Source organism: Planctomycetota bacterium, assembly GCA_016125255.1.
GTDB lineage: Bacteria > Planctomycetota > Phycisphaerae > Phycisphaerales > Zrk34 > RI-421.
The window spans coordinates 141,847-160,168 of sequence record WGMD01000020.1 but is presented as its reverse complement, the minus strand read 5'-3'; the positions used below and the strand labels follow the sequence as shown (position 1 = coordinate 160,168).

Genomic DNA, 18,322 nt, shown 5'->3' with positions numbered 1-18,322 from the left:
CCATCGTCTCGTAGGCGTCGGGGGAGTCGTCAGCAAGAAACTGATCGACCTCGGCGAGGGTCGGCGGCAACCCGGTGAGCGCGAGTGCCACCCGGCGGATGAGGGTCGGTTTGTCGGCCTCGGGCGACGGCTTAAGCCCTTCCTTGGAGAGACGGTCGAAGAGGAAATTGTCGATCGCGTTGCGTGTCGGGTCGGCGACCGGTGGCGGGGCAGGGCGGGTCGGTTTGACGTAGCTCCAGTGGGTAGCGTACTTGCCCCCCTGTTGCACCCACGTCCGGAGTGTGGCGATCTCCTTCGCGGAGAGCTTCTTCCCTGATTGCGCCGGGGGCATGAGGTCGTCGGCATCGCCCGATTCGACTCGTAGGACGAGTTCGCTCTCGTCCGGCTCGCCCGGAACCAAGGCGCCCTTCATTTGGGCACCTTCGAAGGTGTCGAGCCGCAGTCGGGCCTTGCGTTCCTTCTCGTCCGGCCCGTGGCAGGCGTAGCAGTTGTTCGACAGGATCGGGCGGACGTCGCGGTTGAAGTCGACCACCGGCTCGGCGGCGTTGACTGGACTGGAGAGAGCCGCGAAAAGCACGAGTACGGAGAGGCGAGTCATTAGCAATAACACCACAAGCGAGGCGATGATCAGCAGAAGTGTTATTGTGACCGAGAAGTGCAGGTAGAGCAACAGGGGAGGTGAGGAACCGTATCACGATAATGACACGGTTCGGGATCTGAGATGCCGCCTACTTGTCCTTCTTCTCTTCCTTCACCCGCTTGAAGGTGATGACTGCGTATTGCTTGCCGTCCGGTTTGAACTCGGTGGGGCGAGCCTCACCCGGTCCGTTGGGAACGCATAACTTGAGAGTGTCGCCATCGAGTTCGTACAACCCGACCATCGTCTCGGGTTGATCGCTGCCAGGGCGCTGCATCGTCAGGTCGACCGTTTTCGGCTTGGCGGCCGCGTCCAGTTTGAACGTACCGGCCAACTCCTCCCCTTCCGGTCCGCCTGCGATTTTGAACTTGGCATCTTTCTCGAAGATAAAACGAATCTTCTCAAGCACTTCCTGGGGAGGGGCGCCCGGCGCACCCCCCAGATCGAAGGCCTCGGGTTTCCAGGTTCCGAGGATCAGTTCCGCGTCCTTGGGCTTCTCCTTGTCCTTCGGAATTGGGGCAGCGACGAGCGCCGCGGGGATCAGCACGGCCGTGATCAGTGTTAGCAGACGCATGGGATTCCTCGAAAATGGGGGCTACTTGTCCTTCTTCTCTTCTTTGACCCGCTTGAAGGTCACCACAGGAGTGCGGTTCCCGTCGGGCTTTAACTCGGTCGGCCGGGTGGCGTTTTCCCCTTCTGTGATGCAAACCTTCAGGGTGTCACCGTCGAGGTCGTAAAGGCCGGGTGCAGTTCGCCCTTGGATCGTGAGGTCCATCGTTTTCGGTTTCGCGGCCGGGTCGAGTTTGTACTCGCCTTCGATCGACTCGCCATTCGGTCCGCCGGTCAGTTTCAGTTTGCCATCTTTCTCGAACACGAACCGGATTTTGTCGAGTTCGTCCGGAGGCGGGCCTCCGGGTTCACCACCGTTGTCGAACTTGTCGAGTTTCCAGATGCCGAGAATGAGCACTTCGTCCTTGGCTTTCTCTTTGTCTTTCGGGATCGGGGCGGCAACGAGCACGGCAGGGATCAGAACGACAGCGACCAGCGTGGGCAGGCGCATGAGTGACCTCAGTGTTGGGGCAGGTTACTTGTCCTTCGTCGTGTCCTTCACCCGCTTGAAAGTGACGACGGCGATTCTTGCTCCAGAGTCGGCTTTGAACTCCTCCGGGCGGGGGGAATTCGGTTTGTCGGGGATGCACAATTTCAGCGTATCGCCGTCAAGTTCGTAGATGGCGAGCATGGTCGTGCCGTCGACTGTGATATCGAGGGTTTTCACCTTGGCACTCGGATCGAGTTTGAACGTGCCAGCACCGCGATCCCTCGGTCCGTTCGTCAGAGAGAACTTCCCCTCTTTCGCGAACACAAATTGGATCTGGTTCACCTCGGGCGGAACTTTCTCCCCGCCGGCGTCGAACTGTTCGATCTGCCAGATTCCGAGGATCGCAATTTCGTCCTTCGGGGTGTCCTTTTCCTTGGTCACTGGGACGGCAAGTGCGAGTGGTGAAAAGAGGGCGAGTACGAGAAAGGCACGCATGACAGTCTCGGCGGAGGGCAGGATGCCAGAAACTCTATCAGAGGCTGGATGACGGGCGAAAGAAAATCTGGATGAGCCGAGAAGATGATATGAAAAAACCCCCGCCCGGTTTCCCGAACGGGGGTTGGGGTAATTGACAATTGAGCAGCGTAAGATTGTATGCCGACGAGAGTGGTGACACGATAAACACGGTTGGAATGGCGTCCAACCGGTCTAGATTCTTCCTTAGAAAGGAGGTGATCCAACCGCAGGTTCCCCTACGGTTACCTTGTTACGACTTAGTCCCAATCAGAAGTTTCGCCTTCGGCACGAGGTGACTTCGGGCGCCCCTTCCTTTCGTGGCTTGACGGGCGGTGTGTACAAGGCTCAGGAACACATTCACCGCGGTGTTGCTGACCCGCGATTACTAGCGATTCCGACTTCACGGAGGTGAGTTGCAACCTCCGATCTGAACTGGGGCGTGTTTTTTGGGGTTCGCTCCCGCTCGCGCGTTGGCATCCCTTTGTTCACGCCATTGTAGCACGTGTGCAGCCCTGGGCATAAAGGCCATGAGGACTTGACGTCATCCCCACCTTCCTCCGGTTTAACACCGGCAGTCCCCCCAGAGTCCTATAATTAGCAACTGAGGGTCAGGGTTTCGCTCGTTATGGGACTTAACCCGACATCTCACGACACGAGCTGACGACAGCCATGCAGCACCTGTGTCAGGTTCCGGATTGGATACCGTTCGTTCCCGTTTCCGGGTTCTACTTCCTGACTCTTTCGAACATGTCAAACCCAGGTAAGGTTCTTCGCGTTGCCTCGAATTAAGCCACATGCTCCACCGCTTGTGTGAGCCCCCGTCAATTCCTTTGAGTTTTAGCCTTGCGACCGTACTCCCCAGGCGGCGCACTTATCGTTTTTACTTCGATCCTGATGGTGTCAGAACCTCCAGGATCTAGTGCGCATCGTTTACAGCGTGGACTACCAGGGTATCTAATCCTGTTTGCTCCCCACGCTTTCGTGCCTCAGCGTCAGAATCGGCCCAGTTGCCTGTCTTCACCATTGGCATTCCTCTAGATATCTACGCATTTCACCGCTACACCTAGAGTTCTGACAACCTCTACCGACCTCAAGGGACGCAGTATACCATGCAATTCCACGGTTGAGCCGTGGGCTTTCACAAGGCACTTACGCCCCCGCCTACGCACGCTTTAAGCCCAGTGATTCCGCGCAACGCTCGGGCCCTTCGTATTACCGCGGCTGCTGGCACGAAGTTAGCCGGCCCTTCCTTTGGGTCTGGTCATTTGTGTTCCTGAACCCTGACAGCAGTTTACACCCCGAAGGGCTTCATCCTGCACGCGGCATTGCTCCGTCACACTTGCGTGCATTGCGGAAGATCCGTTACTGCAGCCTCCCGTAGGAGTCCGGACAGTGTCTCAGTTCCGATGCGGCGGGTCATGCTCTCACACCCGCTAGGCGTCATAGGCTTGGTAGGCCATTACCCCACCAACTACCTGATACCACATTTCCCGATCTCAAGGAAGCAAGCCTTTGCCAATCAGTTCATGCGATCCGATTGGGTTATCAGGTATTACCACACCTTTCGGTGAGCTATCCCTGGCCTTGAGGCACGTTAGAAATGCATTACTCGCCCGTTCGCCACTCTACTACCACCCGAAGGTGGATTCGCGTTCGACTTGCATGTTTTAGCCATGCCGCCAGCGTTCGCGCTGAGCCAGGATCAAACTCTTCACTTGTTTATCGTTGCTAGCCCGACGGTTCGGGCGTCACTTCGAAAGAAGGTTTAGATCCGGTTTGATCGATCATAGGATCGACCGGTCGTGGAAGAGACTCTTTCGAGTCCCACCACCCTGCCGTCGGCTAAGACGGCAGGTAAGGCTCAAACATCCATTCGCTGGATATTCTTCTTGCGTGTCACTTTCGTGACAATCATTGGAATTCACAGGCGTCACAAGGATGTTTGAGCCACTCTGTCGGCTGTTATTCGACAGAGGGGATCCGACTCGACAAGCTATTGTGTTTGCCTGCCGAATCGCCACATCCTCGCGGCGTCTCAACTGTTCACTTGTCAAAGACCAACACCCTTTTCAGGGCCCGCCCTTTATTCAGGGGCGGTTAAGCGACCGGAGATATTAGCCACCTCGCGGCCGGTGTCAAGTCGTGTTCGCGGTGTTAGTCGAAAATATATTCGACCCTCGCGGGGAGCGAGGTCCCACCCTGATCAGTTGCCCAATCAGCACGTACAGGCATACTTTAGCAACCGGTTTTCATAACGTCAACTCCCCCGCTTTTTCCCTAAAAATCCGCCCATTCCCGCAAACATCCCCATCCAAAACACGCACATCCCCGGTTCCGGCACAGCCCGAAGCGCTGTGACAATCGGGGTCGCCGCCGGGTCGCTCAGATCAAAGTATTTGCCCAGCAGCACCAGGTCGCTGATGTCCACTTTGCCATCGAAATTGAAGTCGCCATCGAACCAGTCCATCTGTCCTGCCGCCCCGAAGTTCTTGGCGAGGATCACCAGATCGCTGATATCGACGCGGCCGCTGACATCGGCGTCACCGAGCATCGTCGCGCGGGCGATCACTTCGTTGTCGATGCCGCCCGGATCGTCATCGTAAAGCACCAGCAGAGCGACCTGGCCGAGCAAACCCTGGCCGTCGATGTCATCGAAGCGGCCGGTGCGATCGCCGCCGAATGCCAGCAGCGGAAAAATCTGTCCGGCGATCGGGGCGAAATCAGGGGCGAGATTCAACTTGAGTTTGCCATCGAGCGCGACGTCGTCGGTGATGATCAGTTCATCGCTCGTGGGGCTGAGCCCGGGCTTGTTGGGGCTGCCGGCCAGATCCATTTTCAACTCGGACGCATCGCCCATCTGCATGTCGCCGCCGAAGCTCACCACCGCCGGGCTGTTGCCGGGCGAGTAGGTTCCCTCGAAGCGCACCGTACCCGTGCCGGTGAACGCCCCGGCCCCTGTGACATCGCCGAAGAACACGCTCATGTTCCCCGCCGCAGTCTGAATGCGCTGGCCGTTGTGATGCACATTACCGAAGAAATTGCTGGTCGTGCCGGTCGGGCCGGAGGTCGTGATGCGACCGCCGCCTGCGACATCGACATCGCCGTACACATCATTGGTTCCGCCGGTGAAATTAAGCTGACCGAGGTCGTTCAGCCCGCCGGTAAAGACATAAAGCGCATCACGTCCGGTGATGCGGCCCACCGCTTCATTGGTCAGATGATCCGTAAACTCCATGACGCCGGCGACGGACTCGATCAGGCCGGCGTTATCATGCGGCGCGCTGCCGGTGAAACGCAGGTCCTGCCCGGCGAGGACGCGCACCTGTCCGCTCGCTTGATTCGCCAGGGCATTGTCGATGCGTCCCGAACCTGTGACGAGCCCGCTGTTGGAAAGCGTTCCGCCGGCCAATCCGCCCAGCGGGCTTTCCAGAAGAATGAGCCCCTGATTGTCGATCACCCCGCCGCTGAAGATGCCGCCTTTGAGATCGACGGTGCCGATGGAATTGAGCGTGACATTGTTGGAGACGTTGATGGTTTTCGTGGCGTCGAGAACGACGGACGGGCCGAACAAGCCGGAGGACCCGATGTTCACATCGGCGGAGAGCACGTTGATCGTGCCCTTCTGAAAATCGAGATAGCCGGCGTTCAGGAGCGAGCCGAAGCTCAGCGTGCCGCCGTCGACGGTGATGACTTCGCCGAGCGTGAAGGCACCGGCGACTTCAAAGCCCTGGTAAGTCGGTATTGTGCGCGTGGGGAACAGCGTCAGTAGCTTGCCGTATGCAAGCGAGCCGAAGTTCAGGTCGCCGTCATACGCGATGGTACCCGTGTTGAACTCAAGCTGGCCGCCGACTCTTAAGACAAACGGCGTGTCCCCGGTGAGACGGAGCGTTCCGCCGAGGATGTTCACCGTACCCCTGGCCCCGATGTACAACGATTTGCCAACATCCATCTCGGCGCCTTCGAGGATCGTGACGGTACCCGTTCCTTAGTTCTGGCCCGTGTCATCGCCGACGCCGACATCTCCGAGGTTGATCCACTTGGAGCCGTCGCCGATGATCGAGACAGCCGCGTTGGTATTGGTGCCGAAGGCCACAAATCCGCGTTGGTCGGTCACGACACCACCGTCTTTGATCACCATCGTCCCCTTCGAAGTCCCTGTCTGTCCCAAGGTCAAGTCCATGGCGACATCGAGTCGTGCATCATTGCCTTCGACGGTCACGCTCCCGATACCCCCGCCGCCGATATCGGCGAACGCCCCCGAAGACACGTGCCCGCCGGCGCCAATGTCGAGGAAGCCAACGCCGTTGGATCCGACGATCAGATACCCGTTGTTGGTCCACGTGCCGTTTTCGACGGTCGCCGTTCCAGAGGAGGAGCCGCTGTCGCCGAGGTAGCCATCGTCATCGGTCACCACGCCGCCGTTGGAAATGTGCAGCGTTCCGCTGCCTGATTGTCCGATTTCCAGGATGATGTTGGTGTGCCATACGCCGCCATCCACTTCGACGAGACCGGAGGACATACTCTGAAAGCCGAGATAACTTGAGGTGCTGCTGTTGACGGTGCTTCCGGAGTGAATGTACAGCTCGCCGGCGCCCGCTTTACCCACGATCAAAAAGCCGCTGTTCGTCCATGTGCCGCCGTCGACGGTCACGACGCCCACCGAGTTGGCGTTGAGCGCGATGTCGGCCTCAGTGTTGGTGACGTGGCCGGCGGAGCCGATGGTCAGTGATCCGTGACCGCTGCCGCCGACGGTGAGAATGCCGGTGTTGGTCCATATGCCGTTGAGGATTTGCGCATCGCCGACGCCGGTGGCGGCGGAGCCGAGGGTGGCGCTGGTGTTGGAGGCGGTGCCGCCGTGATCGAGCTTGAGCAGTCCCTTGCCGGCGGAGCCGATCGTCATCGCGCCGGTGGCGGTCAACTGGGCACTGTTGTCAACGACGATGCTGCTCTGCACGGCGCTGTCGTTCAGACCGATGGTGATGGTCGATGAAGACGACACGCTGGCGCCGTTGAGGTCGTTGATGATGCCCTGGCCCGTGCCGCCGACGGTCAGCGTCGAGGTTTGCCAGAAGGCGTTGTTGACCGTCGCGGTGCCGACGGAATTGAGCGAGGTGCCGAGCGTGGAATTGGGGCTGTTGACGTGACTGCCGTTGGTCACGGTCATCGAGCCGGTGCCGGTGAAGGCGATCGCCAGGGTTGAGCCGGTGTTCCACGGATCCGTGCCGTTCCATGCCGGCGAAACCTGACCCGAGGTCACGATCGCCGCCCGCGCCCCCGGCGGCAATGATGTGACAACGAGCACCGACACCACCGTGCCGACCCACACACACACCGACGCGCATCTGTGATACGTCGCCATCGTGCATACCCCCATGCGGGCCGACTGCGCAGCCCCATTGCGGTCCCGATACGAAATGAAATGATCAACCGCCGACCCCGCGATCGATCCTGATCCTAAAATCCTAATATAAAAACCACAAGTAAAATCCGTGATGTTTTTACAGGCGGATTTGTTTATTTTGTTCGATAAAAAAGGGTGTTTGTGAAGGCGCGTCGAGCAGCGCAACGATGAGTGACGATGTCGGCTCGGGCACGATCCACGCGCCGCCGGACCCGCCCCGCGCTAGTGCCGAGCGCGGCAGCGTCGACCGAAGCGCCTCATAACTCCCGCGCCCGACATAAGCCATATCATCGCCATCCCCGGCTCCGGCACGTTGTCCACGCGAATCGCCAGCGCCGCCGCCGCCGGATCATGCAGATCAAAGTTCCTGCCCAGCAGCACCAGGTCGCTGATATCGACCTTGCCATCGAGGTTAAAGTCTCCGTCGAACCAGTCCATCGTGCCGATCGCGCCGAAGTTCCGGGCCAGCACCACCAGATCCGAAATGTCCACGCGTCCGTCCGCATTCGAGTCGCCCGGCATCGTCGCCCGCGCCACCACTTCCCCTGCCACGCCGCCCGGATCGTCGTCGTAAAGCACCAACAGCGCCAAATCGCCCAGCAACCCCGCACCCGTCACTTCATCGAATCGCCCCGTCCGCGTCCCGCCATAGGTCAGCAGTGTGAATACATCCCCCGCCGTCGGCGTGTAACCGTCCGCCAGCGACAACGCCAGCATGCCGCCCAGTGTCACATCACCCGTGACGTCGACGCGATTGTGTTCGCTCAAGCCCCCGATGCCGTCGATCACGACATCGACCTTTGCGGTCGGCTCGGTGATGCTCAAATCCCCCTCAATCATCAGCGCCCCCGGCGCCCCGCCCGTCACGCCGAGCCGAAGCACGCCCGTGCCTTTGAGTTCCACATCGCCTTCGATCACACCGCGCCCTTCGACGACGCCACCTCGGATGCGTGCGCGGTCCGGCGTGGCGAAGGTGCCTTGATCGAGCTTCAGTGCCCCAGCCGTCTGATCGAACCACGGCTGCGTCGATGTGCTTAACGCGACCCCTTCAATTCGGGCGCCATTCGTCACTTCAATCTGCCCCTGATTAGCAAACGCGCTGTAATTGCCGAGCAGCCTCGACATCACGGTGACGACGCTGCCGTCGACGTTCGCACGAAGTGTTCCGAGATTGATCAACCCCAGTGACGGGCTCGCCGCCATATCCAATACGCCGCCGGTCGTCTGCGTTTCGATGAGCGTGTCGCTGTTGATCGTTGCGTTGGGGAAATTGGTCAGGCCGATGCGATTGGCGTTGTCCGACCCAGCCAGAAACACCTGACCGTGGAACGTCGAAGGCAGCCCGACCGTCGCGTCCATGTCCGCCGCACCTTCAAGCGTGATCCGGTGCCCCGCCACATTCGGCGCTGCCCCACTCGCCCCCGCCAGCACGCGCACATCCGCATCGAGCACGACGCTCGAGAAAAACGCGCCCGTCGTCGTGAAGATCAGTTCGTGCCCATTGTGCGAGCGAATCGTCCCACCTGTGATCTGCGTACCGGACAGCAGCGACACGTCGCCCATCTTGTCCAAGTCGATGACATTGCCGCTATTGCTGATGGTCTTGGCGGCGATCGAGATGGTCCCGCCGGTGCGTTCGTAGCTGCCGATGAAAGAGCCCGTAAGCGAAGTGAAAGGACCGGTGGCGGCGCCAAGGACAACCTGCCCATCCGTCACGCGAACGACGCCGGCGTTGCGGAAGGACGAAAGCAGCGTCACCGTCGCACCGGGCGTTTCAACGAGGACCAGCCCGGCGTTGATGCCGTTGGCGATCGTGCCCCCCGTTGTGCCGGTGCGCAGCGTGACGCCGTTCCCGATGATGTTGTAATAAGTGATCTGATTTGCGTCGTCAGAGCCGTTCAGGACGATCTGGCCCGACCCGACAATGCCGGTGCTCGTGCCATCCCGGAGCGTGGCCACGCCGTCGGCCGCGGTGCTCACGAGACTGATCGTGGCGTTGGCGCCAAGCGAGATGGTCTTTGTCAGCAACAGCGTTGCTCCCGGATTGACAACGACGTTGCCGTTGAGTGTGACGCTGTCAAACGTGCTGGCGCTCGCTCCTGCACTGATCATCATCGGCGAGCCGTCAAAGTCCTCGATCACGCCGCCCTTGATCTGGCCGTTCGATCCAATGGCCCACGGCGCGTCGAGCGTGATGACATCGCTGGTATTCGTCACGATTCCGCCGATTACCGAATAGCTCACATTGGTCGACTGAATCTGATGCAGGAATGCGGTCGTCGCGCTGTCGGTCACCTTGATGAGCGAATCGACGGCGGTGATGTTCCCGGGCGTGGTCGACGAATTGCGGATTTCAAGCGTCGAATCCGCGACATTAATCGAACCGGTATTGGTCCATGTTCGCGCAAGGATGAATGTGCTGCCGTTGACCGCGTCGATCAGGCCGTTGTTCGTCCAGTTGCTTGCGTCGATCCAGAGGGTGCCGCCGGCGGCGTGCATCGTTCCGTCGGTTTCGTTCGTGAAAGCCGTCGAATTGTAAACCTCGAGGATGCCGCCCGTCTGTGCGTTCATCATGCCGTGGTTACGCAGCGTCCGGGGCGCCAGGATGAGCGTCTGCCCGTTGATGTCGGCACGGATTTCGCCCAAGTTGATCACCGGCCCGTTCGGATCGACGCTGCCGTGGGAGTTGACGGTCGCATTGCCGCCCCGCACAAGCGCATCCGCTCCGAGCGTGAACGTATCCGCCATCGACAAAGTCAAAGTCCGCGCAAATCCCGTCGCGTCGCCGAGATGGATCAGCACATCGTCGGGCAAACTCGAAACATCAATGTTCAACGCGGCGCCTGAACCGGTCACGTTGGCGATGCCATTGAAGGCGACGCCGTTTTCGACAGTGAGTTTCGCGCCGTCCGTGGTCAGATCGAGCGGGCCGAGGATTTGCGATCCGCTGATCTTGTTTTTGGTGTTGCCGGCGTAGATCAGATGGCCCATGGACAGGTCAATGATGCCGCCGGTGATCGTTCCGCCGTTGAGTGTCAGGTCGCCGATCGTGGCGTCGGGCTTGAGCGTCGCGCCGGTGTTGTCGAGCGTGCCGGTGAGGATGATCGCACCGCCGACATTGTCGATGGCTCCGAGGCCGGCGGTTGAGAAAGCCCCGGCGAGTTCGAGGGTTCCGCCATTGAGATGGATCGCGCCGGTGTTGGACCACTGCGTCGCGCTGATCTTGATCTTGCCGCCGTTGAGCGCCGAAAGCACGCCATCGTTGGCGAAGCTCTGGCCCTTGAACTCGAGCGACGCCGCGGCGCCATCCGCCGCGAAGGCGGCGTGATTGGTGAATATGCCGCTCGAGTCGCCGACGGTCAACGCCTTGGTCGTATCCGTGAAAGTCAGGCCGCTCCCGATGGTCAGTGCGTGGTTGGACTGACTGAGAATCGAGCCGGTGAGATTGATCGCGCTGGCGCCGTCGATGACATCATGATCGAGCGAGCGGAGATTGAAGCCGTTCATCGTGACCGCGCCGTTGAAGAAGACGTGACCCTTGACATAGACCTCGCGCATCATCGTCAGCGGCGCGTCGATTTGAACATCCTGCAGCGTGGCGCTGCTGCCGTCAATAATCGCAATCAGCCCAGCCCCGTCGGCGCCGACGACCGTTCCGCCCATCAGGATCCCGGCCTGACCCAGTTCGAGCGACCCGGTGGTGCTGTTGAGCATCAGCGTGTTGCCGGTGTTGTCGAGCGTGCCCTGACGCAGCACGATGTGGCCGCCGACGTTCTGCATGTTCTGGACATCCGCGCCGGTAAACGTGCCGCCGAGGTAAAGACTGCCGCCAAGGGCGCGAAGCAGACCCGCGCCTGCCCAGTGATTGGCGATGACGACGCTCGCGCCGTTGGCGGCTTCGACGATGCCGTTGTTGGTGAACAGGTCGGTGGCGAGATTGTTGCTGATGGTGATGGTCGTACCGGGAGTCTGCGCGGAGATGAGGCCGTTGTTGACGATGAATCGCGGTGCGGACGGGGAGGAATTAGCGCCGATGGCGCCGCCGGTGGCGCCGGTGCGGATCACCAGATCGGCGCCGAAGGTCATCGTTCCGGCGCCGGGCTTGATGCGGCTGCTGGAGCCCGACCCGTTGAACACGATTTCGCCCGGACCGTCGATCACCGAGTTCGCCGCACCGATGATCGTCGCGCCGGCGATCGGGCTCGACGTGCTGAGCATCGAGAGCGTCGACCCGGCTTCGAGGTTGAGCGTGCCTTCGACCTGCAATACCTGATTCACATCCAGCGTCAACGGGCCGCTTAGATTCGTGTCCTGCAGGACGGGATAGGTCGTCACGCCGCCGGGCAGGACATCGATCAGCAGCGCGTTGGTCGCATCGGTCTGGATCGATCCTCCGGCGATCCGCGCCCCGGCTCCGAGATGCCACGCCCCGCCGAGACTCGCAAGATTCAGCGTCGCGCCGGTGTTGTCGAGCGTACCGACAAGGTTGACGGTCGTGCCGGGCATGCGGTCGAAATGATTCAGCGCGGCGGTCGTGAATTGTCTGCCGAGATTGAGTGTCCCGGCGTTGAGATGAATCGTGCCGGTGTTGGTGAACTGCTCGAACGACAATGCCAGCGTACCTCCCTCGACATTGATCGTACCTTGATTGTCAAAAGCCAGCGGATTATTGGTCGCGGAGCCGATCAGAAGCGACGCGCCGGGATCGACGGAAATCACGATGCCCGGCCCGGTCGTGAGCGATTGAAACCCCGGGCCGCCGGCATCGATGCGCGCGTTCGAACCCTGCGCGTGAATGGTCGCGTGGCCGTCGATGGTCTGTGTGTCAGCCACGCTCAGCGTGCCAGTGAGCGTCAGATCCTTCAGCAGCGTCAGTCCATTGGTGATTTTGAATGCGCCGGTCGTGGGCGTGTCAAGCGTGACGCCGTCAAGCGTGCCGTAGTGCGGAATGAAGGCCGCGCCGCCGGTGGCCTGAATCGTGCCGCCGACGATGGTCCCGCCATTCAGATCCCACGACCCCGTCTGCGCGTCGAGCAGAAGCGTCTGGCCGGAATTGTCGAAAACTCCGGTGATCCTCACTTCGCCGCCGGTGCGCTGAATGTTGCCCAGATCGCTCCAGGCAAATTGTCCGCCCAGTTCGAGGATGCCGCCGTTCAATTCGATCGTTCCGAGATTGGTCCAATCCGCGTAGATGCTCAGCGTCCCGCCATTGGTGCGCGTCAGGCCTTGATTGACGAAGGACGCGACATTGAACGAGATTTGCTGTCCCGCCGAGGCCTGAATAGTTCCGTTGTTGATCACTTGCTGTGTCTGCGCATCGGGGTTCATGCCGCCGAAGACGCCGCTGGCGGTGCCGGTCTGGATGGTGATGCCCGAAGCGATGACCAGTGCGTGGTCCGGGTCCGGCTCGATGTAGCCAGGGTTGGAGGTGCCGGTGCCGAAGGTGATTGTGCCGGTTCCGTTCAGTCCGCCGGCGCCCTGAAAATACATCCCGGCGAGCGGATTGACATTGATCGCTCCGCCGTCGAGCGTCAGGCCGTTGCGGATGATCATGTCATTGCTTGACTGCGCGGTGAGGTTGCCGGCAAGCGTGACGTTATCGAAGACGGAGAAACCGTGCAAGAGTTGAAGCAGGACGCGGCCGTCGCCGGCGGTTTCGATGCGCGTGTTGAGCAGGGTGGAGCCGCCGCCGATTTTGAAGCGGCTGGCGTCGACGTGCAGGACGCCGATCTCCATTGTTTTGCCGCTGTAGTCTTCGATGGTGGCGTCGGGGGAGTTGAGGGTCAGACTCGAGAGCGTCACGTTCTGCGTGGCACTGACGATGTAGGCCGCACCGGTCGCGTCGAAATATACGTCATACAAGTCGCCGGGATTCGGACTGCCGTTGTTGGGGAACACGGGATTCGTCGACCACATCGCCGTCTGTCCCCATGACCCGGTCAAGGCGTTGAGCCAGTGCGCTTCAATCTCCGCATGGGCGTTTCCAGCGGAACCGGCGAGCCACAACGCCGCGGCGCAACAAGCGATCATCCGTCCCCTTTGGGTCCATCGCGCCCGGAATGACATGGACATCATGACGACTCCTCGTTCGCTGTCTTCCTATCTATTTGCGCCGAACCTGTCGCCGCGCAGATCGCCCCATGCTCGCCAGACCGGCGAATAAAAGCCCCAGCGTGGCGGGCTCGGGCACATTGCCGACCGAGATCATCAACGACGCGGCCGGGGGATCCGTCAGATCGAAGTTCTTGGACAGCAGGACGAGGTCGCTGATGTCGACAGTGCCGTCGAAGTTGAAATCGCCATCGAACCAGTCCATCGAGCCGAGAGCGCCGAAATTTTTGGCGAGCAGGACCAGATCGCTGATGTCGACCTTGCCATCGACGTTCGCGTCGCCGAGCAGCGTCGCCCGGGCGACCACTTCGCCCGTCACGCCGCCGGGGTCGTCGTCGTAAAGCAGCAGCATCGCCAGTTGATCGATCAGCCCCGGGCCGGTGGCGAACGTGAAGCGACCCGTGCGATTTCCTTCGTATGTCAGCAGCGGGAAGACCTGGCCGGCGACGGGCGAAAAGTCGGCGTCGAGCAGCAGATTCAGGTGACCGGCGAGAGCCACGTCGCCAGACACGTCGACCCGGTCATGCGCTCCGTCGGCGGCGAACTCCATCGTGGTCGTGACGGTTGTGTCCATCGTCAGGGCGCCGTCGATCATGAGCGTTCCGGGAGAATTGCCGGGATTGAGCGCCGCATTGTTTTTCAAGGCGACGCTGTCGTGAATCGCACCGGCGCCGCCGACGGACTTGCCGGCGCCGCTGACGGCCAGCGTGGCGGTCTGCCCGTCGCGCAGGATCGTCAAGCTCTGTCCGTCATGCACGAGGTAGCTGGCTGAGAGACTGAATACATCGCTGACGCGCAGATCCAGCACGGCGTCCGGCGCATCGGAGGCGATCAGACCATTGAGCGTCACGGTCGTCGACAAACCGCGCATCGCGGTGTGACCCCGCACATTGACGCGCCCGCTGATGGTTTCGTTGATCGTGTTATAGGTGAGCAGTTGCACGCCGTCATTGATGTCCAGCGTGCCGGTGAAGGTTTGCACGCCTAAACCCGCACCCGCTTCGGCCACCACATGCGAACTCATCGCCGACCCCGACGCCACGCCGCCGTCAAGATGGATCACGCGGCTTGTTGCTGCCGTTTCCTGATACGCCCCGCCGTGTTTGACCACGATCGAGCCCATGCCCGTGTCAAGCGACGCATTGATCAGCGTGCCGCTCTCGACGATCATCGCGCCGGTGTAGTCGGCGTTGTCGCCCTTGAGGGAGACGGTGCCGGTCAGCGCGTCGATGTGCAGGTTTCCGTCGCCGCTCAGATTCGCCAGCAGATTCGTCGCCGCGATGCGCATGGGATAAACATCGGGCTGGTAGCCGACGAAGGTCGATTCGGCGCTGACGTGAAGCGAGCCGGACCATGACAGGCCGGTGTTCTGCAGATAGACGATGCCGCCGGCGAGGTCGATGTTGCCCCCGGCGGTGGAGCTGTACAGGTTAAGCTGCGCGCCGTCGTGGATCGTCGTGACACCGGAGCCCAGCACCGCAGTCCCGCCGACGGAGAGAATGCCTTCCTGCACATCGATGTTGCCGGAGTAGCTGGTGTTGACGCCGCTGATGAGGAGCCGGCCGCGCGTGGTTTTGATGATGTCCGCGTTGCCGGTCAGCGCGACCGCCAGTGTGCCGGACTCGGCGATGAGGCCCTGCGGATCGTACTTCCAGGTTCCGCTGGCGGAGGAAAATGTACCGCCAATCAGATGCACTTCATCAAGCGGCAGGACCCCGCCGCCCGTGTCGAGCACCTTGTACGTCCCGGCCAGATAAAGCGGACTGCCGGGGGCGATGGCGTTGATGTTGGCGATTTCGAGCGTGGTGTTGACGTAGGTCGCGCCGGTGTAGGTGTTCGTCCCGGACAGTTTGACGGTGCCCGACCCGCCCGCCACCAGCGCCACGGCTCCGCCGGGGTTGTCGACGATGTTCGCGGCGATGTTCAGTTTGACGACATTGGCATGAATGAAGAGTTCGGCGTCGGGCGTGCTTCCGCCGGCGGTCAGCGAGCCGTTGAAGTAGGAATGGTTCGGCGAACCCGTGCCGGCGTTGAGGATGCCGCCGGAGGCGACGTTGAGCAGATGCCCGCCGAGGTCCACATCGATCGCGCTGGTGGAATCGACGACAAGCGAGTTGATCGATTGATCGGCGGTGAGCGGATTGAGGGCGACGGTCGTGCGGACGTTGGCGTCGGCGGCGGCACCATTGATCTGCGACGCCCGGCCGGTCGTGCTGAGCGGTTCGACGCCGTTGGCGGTCAGCGTGGCGAAGTCCTTCTTGTCGGAGACGACGGCCCATCCGCCGACGAGCCCGTCGTTGAGCGTCACGCCGGGCAGGAATATGCGTGCGCCGGAAGCGGGGGTCGTGCGGAAGTCGGCCGTCGCGCCGGCGGATCGCACGAGGTTGCCGAGGGTCAGGTCGGCGCCGGTTCCGCCGCCGCTGAGCGTGGCCTTGATCGTATTTCTGCTTTGAAGCAGATCGACTTCGCCGATCGTTTCAGAACTCGATCCGCCCACGGCCGAGCGGATTTCCAGCGTTCCGAACGCCATCTGAACAGGCACGTCGTCGGCCAGGCGATCCGTCAGATTCGCCGTCCCGCTGTTATCGAGAACGAACAGCGAATTGCGTCCGACGAAGACACCCGCGGTCGACGCCAGCGCGCCGTTGTTGATCAGAAAGAGGTTCACCGCGTTGAGTCGGGTCAGGCCGGTGTAGGTGTGGCCGGAGGAAGCGATCAGGGCGTCGACGAAGGTAAAAGTGCGTGTGTCGTGGGACGAGAATTCGAGCGTGCCGCCGCTGATGGTGCCGGCGATGGTGAGTCCGGCGCCGACGGTGGCGCCGTCGCCCAGTTCGATGTTGCCCGTGACCGTCGCGCCGTTGCTGAACCCGCGCAGGGCGCCGGCCAGACCCAGTCCGTTTGCGTTTTCGATATGGAAGTTCTCGGCGGTGCTGACGCCGGCGTTGATCGCCACGTCACCGAGATTGCCCACCACAAAGGTTTCGCCGACGGTCGAGCCCAGACCCGTCGCCCCCGCCACGTTGTACTGCCCGGCTTCGACGTCGATGCGGGCGTCGTTGGATGCGCCGATGTTCGAGGCGACGAGACGATTGCCGCTGCGCTTATGAATCACCTGCACGCCGGCGATGTCCGCGTCGATGTCGATCGCCGTCTCAAGCTCGATCTCCGGCGCCAGCACCGTCAGTACCGCGCCGTTGCCCGTCTGCAATTCAGGCAGGTCCGCGGAACTGAGGTAGTAGGTCGAGTTGAACGTGATCCGCAAATCCGCCACCGACTGGTCGACTTCGAACCGCGCGAAGCCGCCGAGGATGGTCAGCGCGCCGGGCGCGTCGTAGGCGTGGCGAACGGTCAGGTCGCCGCCGACGTCGACGTTTCCGGAGATCGTCGCGGCGCTGTTGAGGATGATCTGCCCGTTGGCCCCGAGGCGGATCAGATCGCCCTGCACATCGAGTCCGCCGGAGATTTGAGTGGTGACGCCGCCGGAATTGACGTTGTTGAGCGTGATCGCGCCGATGGCGTGGACCTGCGACTGAATGTCGACCAGATTCGGCGACGAAGGCGGCCGATCTCCGCCGAGTGTGCCGCCGAAGAAGATCAGTTCGTTCGTGTAGGGCGTGTCCGACCCGCCGAGCATGAGCGTCCCGCGGGCGTGGACGGTGAAATCCTCATCGGTGTGCACTTCCTGAAACAGGTATCCGCTGATGAGTTCCGTGCCTTGGTCCGTGGTGCCCAGACCGTTGGAAGTCAGGACGGTGAGATTGACGTTCGAGAGCGTGGTTTTGCCGGTGTAGGTGTTGTCGTTGAAGAAGATTCCATAGTTGGCGCGTTTGATGATCAGATCGCCGTCGCCGGAGATGACGCCCTTGAAGAGCAGACTGCGCGTGCCCTGCGGATTGATGACGCCGGAGCCGACGAGCTTGATTTCGTTGGTGAAGACGTTTTCGGTGCCGGAGCCGGTGGTGGAGCTCAGTTCGCCGCCGTTTTCGAGGATGAGCATCTCATGCGTCATGTCGACGCCGGGCCCCAGTCGCAGCACACCGCCGGATTTGACGATCGTGCCGTCCGCTTCGGTGTCGGTTCCGGCGCCGAGACCAGCGTCGGTGGCGACATCGATGCGGCCGCCCTGGATGACGGTTTGACCGGCGTAGGTATTGTTGGCGTTCAGGACGGTGAAGCCGCTGTTGTTGATCAGGCCCCCGGGCCCGGAGATGACGCCGCCGAACGTGAGCGTTTCGCTGGTGTTGTTGATGGCGAGGTTGGAGTTGAGTGTGAACGCACCGAGCGCGTGTGCGCCATGCGTGTTGTCGATCGTGGCGGTGTCGACGCCGTTCGCGAACGTCAGCGATCCGGTCGTGGGATTGAGGTTGATGGTGTAGGCGCTGTCGAAGACGAGGCCGGACAGTTCGACGGGGATGTCGAGGTTGATGTTGGCGATGTTGCTGAGCACATCGGGAAACGTGGCGACGCCGCCGTCGTTGGGCGGCATGCCGTTGAGCCAGTTGGCCAGATCGGACCAGTCGCCGCCGGCGTCCGCCTTCCATGTATCGTTGGTCTGCGCCCCGGCAGGCATGGCCCCGATGATCAATAGCAGCGACATCAGCAAGTCGCTCATGAGGCA

The 18,322-nt window shown here is 61.4% G+C and carries 8 protein-coding genes and 1 rRNA gene; all 9 read right to left on the bottom strand.

Annotated elements, in window-relative coordinates:
• Window positions 1-670, bottom strand: a 670-nt coding sequence (locus GC162_14910) for a DUF1549 domain-containing protein (GenBank protein MBI1369930.1), incomplete at its 3' end; no start/stop codon positions are given.
• Between the two features lie 58 nt (window positions 671-728).
• The gene (locus GC162_14905) at window positions 729-1,211 is read right to left on the bottom strand and encodes a TIGR03067 domain-containing protein (protein ID MBI1369929.1); all 483 of its coding nucleotides are present in this window, start codon (window positions 1,209-1,211) and stop codon (window positions 729-731) included.
• 21 nt (window positions 1,212-1,232) lie between these two features.
• The gene (locus GC162_14900; protein ID MBI1369928.1) at window positions 1,233-1,697 is read right to left on the bottom strand and encodes a TIGR03067 domain-containing protein; all 465 of its coding nucleotides are present in this window, start codon (window positions 1,695-1,697) and stop codon (window positions 1,233-1,235) included.
• A 24-nt stretch (window positions 1,698-1,721) separates the two neighbouring features.
• Window positions 1,722-2,171 carry a TIGR03067 domain-containing protein gene (locus GC162_14895; protein MBI1369927.1) on the bottom strand — a complete coding sequence of 150 codons (450 nt, stop codon included), beginning with the start codon at window positions 2,169-2,171 and terminating at the stop codon, window positions 1,722-1,724.
• A gap of 227 nt (window positions 2,172-2,398) precedes the next feature.
• A 16S ribosomal RNA gene (locus tag GC162_14890) occupies window positions 2,399-3,909 on the bottom strand.
• Window positions 3,910-4,449: 540 nt separating this feature from the next.
• Window positions 4,450-6,141: a hypothetical protein gene (locus GC162_14885; protein MBI1369926.1), complete on the bottom strand. Its 1,692-nt coding sequence runs from the start codon at window positions 6,139-6,141 to the stop codon at window positions 4,450-4,452.
• A gap of 36 nt (window positions 6,142-6,177) precedes the next feature.
• Window positions 6,178-7,566 (bottom strand): hypothetical protein, encoded by a 1,389-nt coding sequence (locus GC162_14880; protein ID MBI1369925.1) that lies wholly within the window; start codon window positions 7,564-7,566, stop codon window positions 6,178-6,180.
• A 249-nt stretch (window positions 7,567-7,815) separates the two neighbouring features.
• A complete protein-coding gene (locus GC162_14875) occupies window positions 7,816-13,623 on the bottom strand; it encodes a hypothetical protein (protein MBI1369924.1) in 5,808 nt (1,935 codons plus the stop codon).
• Between the two features lie 73 nt (window positions 13,624-13,696).
• Complete coding sequence (locus GC162_14870; protein ID MBI1369923.1) at window positions 13,697-18,316, bottom strand: PEP-CTERM sorting domain-containing protein; 4,620 nt, start codon at window positions 18,314-18,316, stop codon at window positions 13,697-13,699.
• Window positions 18,317-18,322 lie beyond the last annotated feature (6 nt).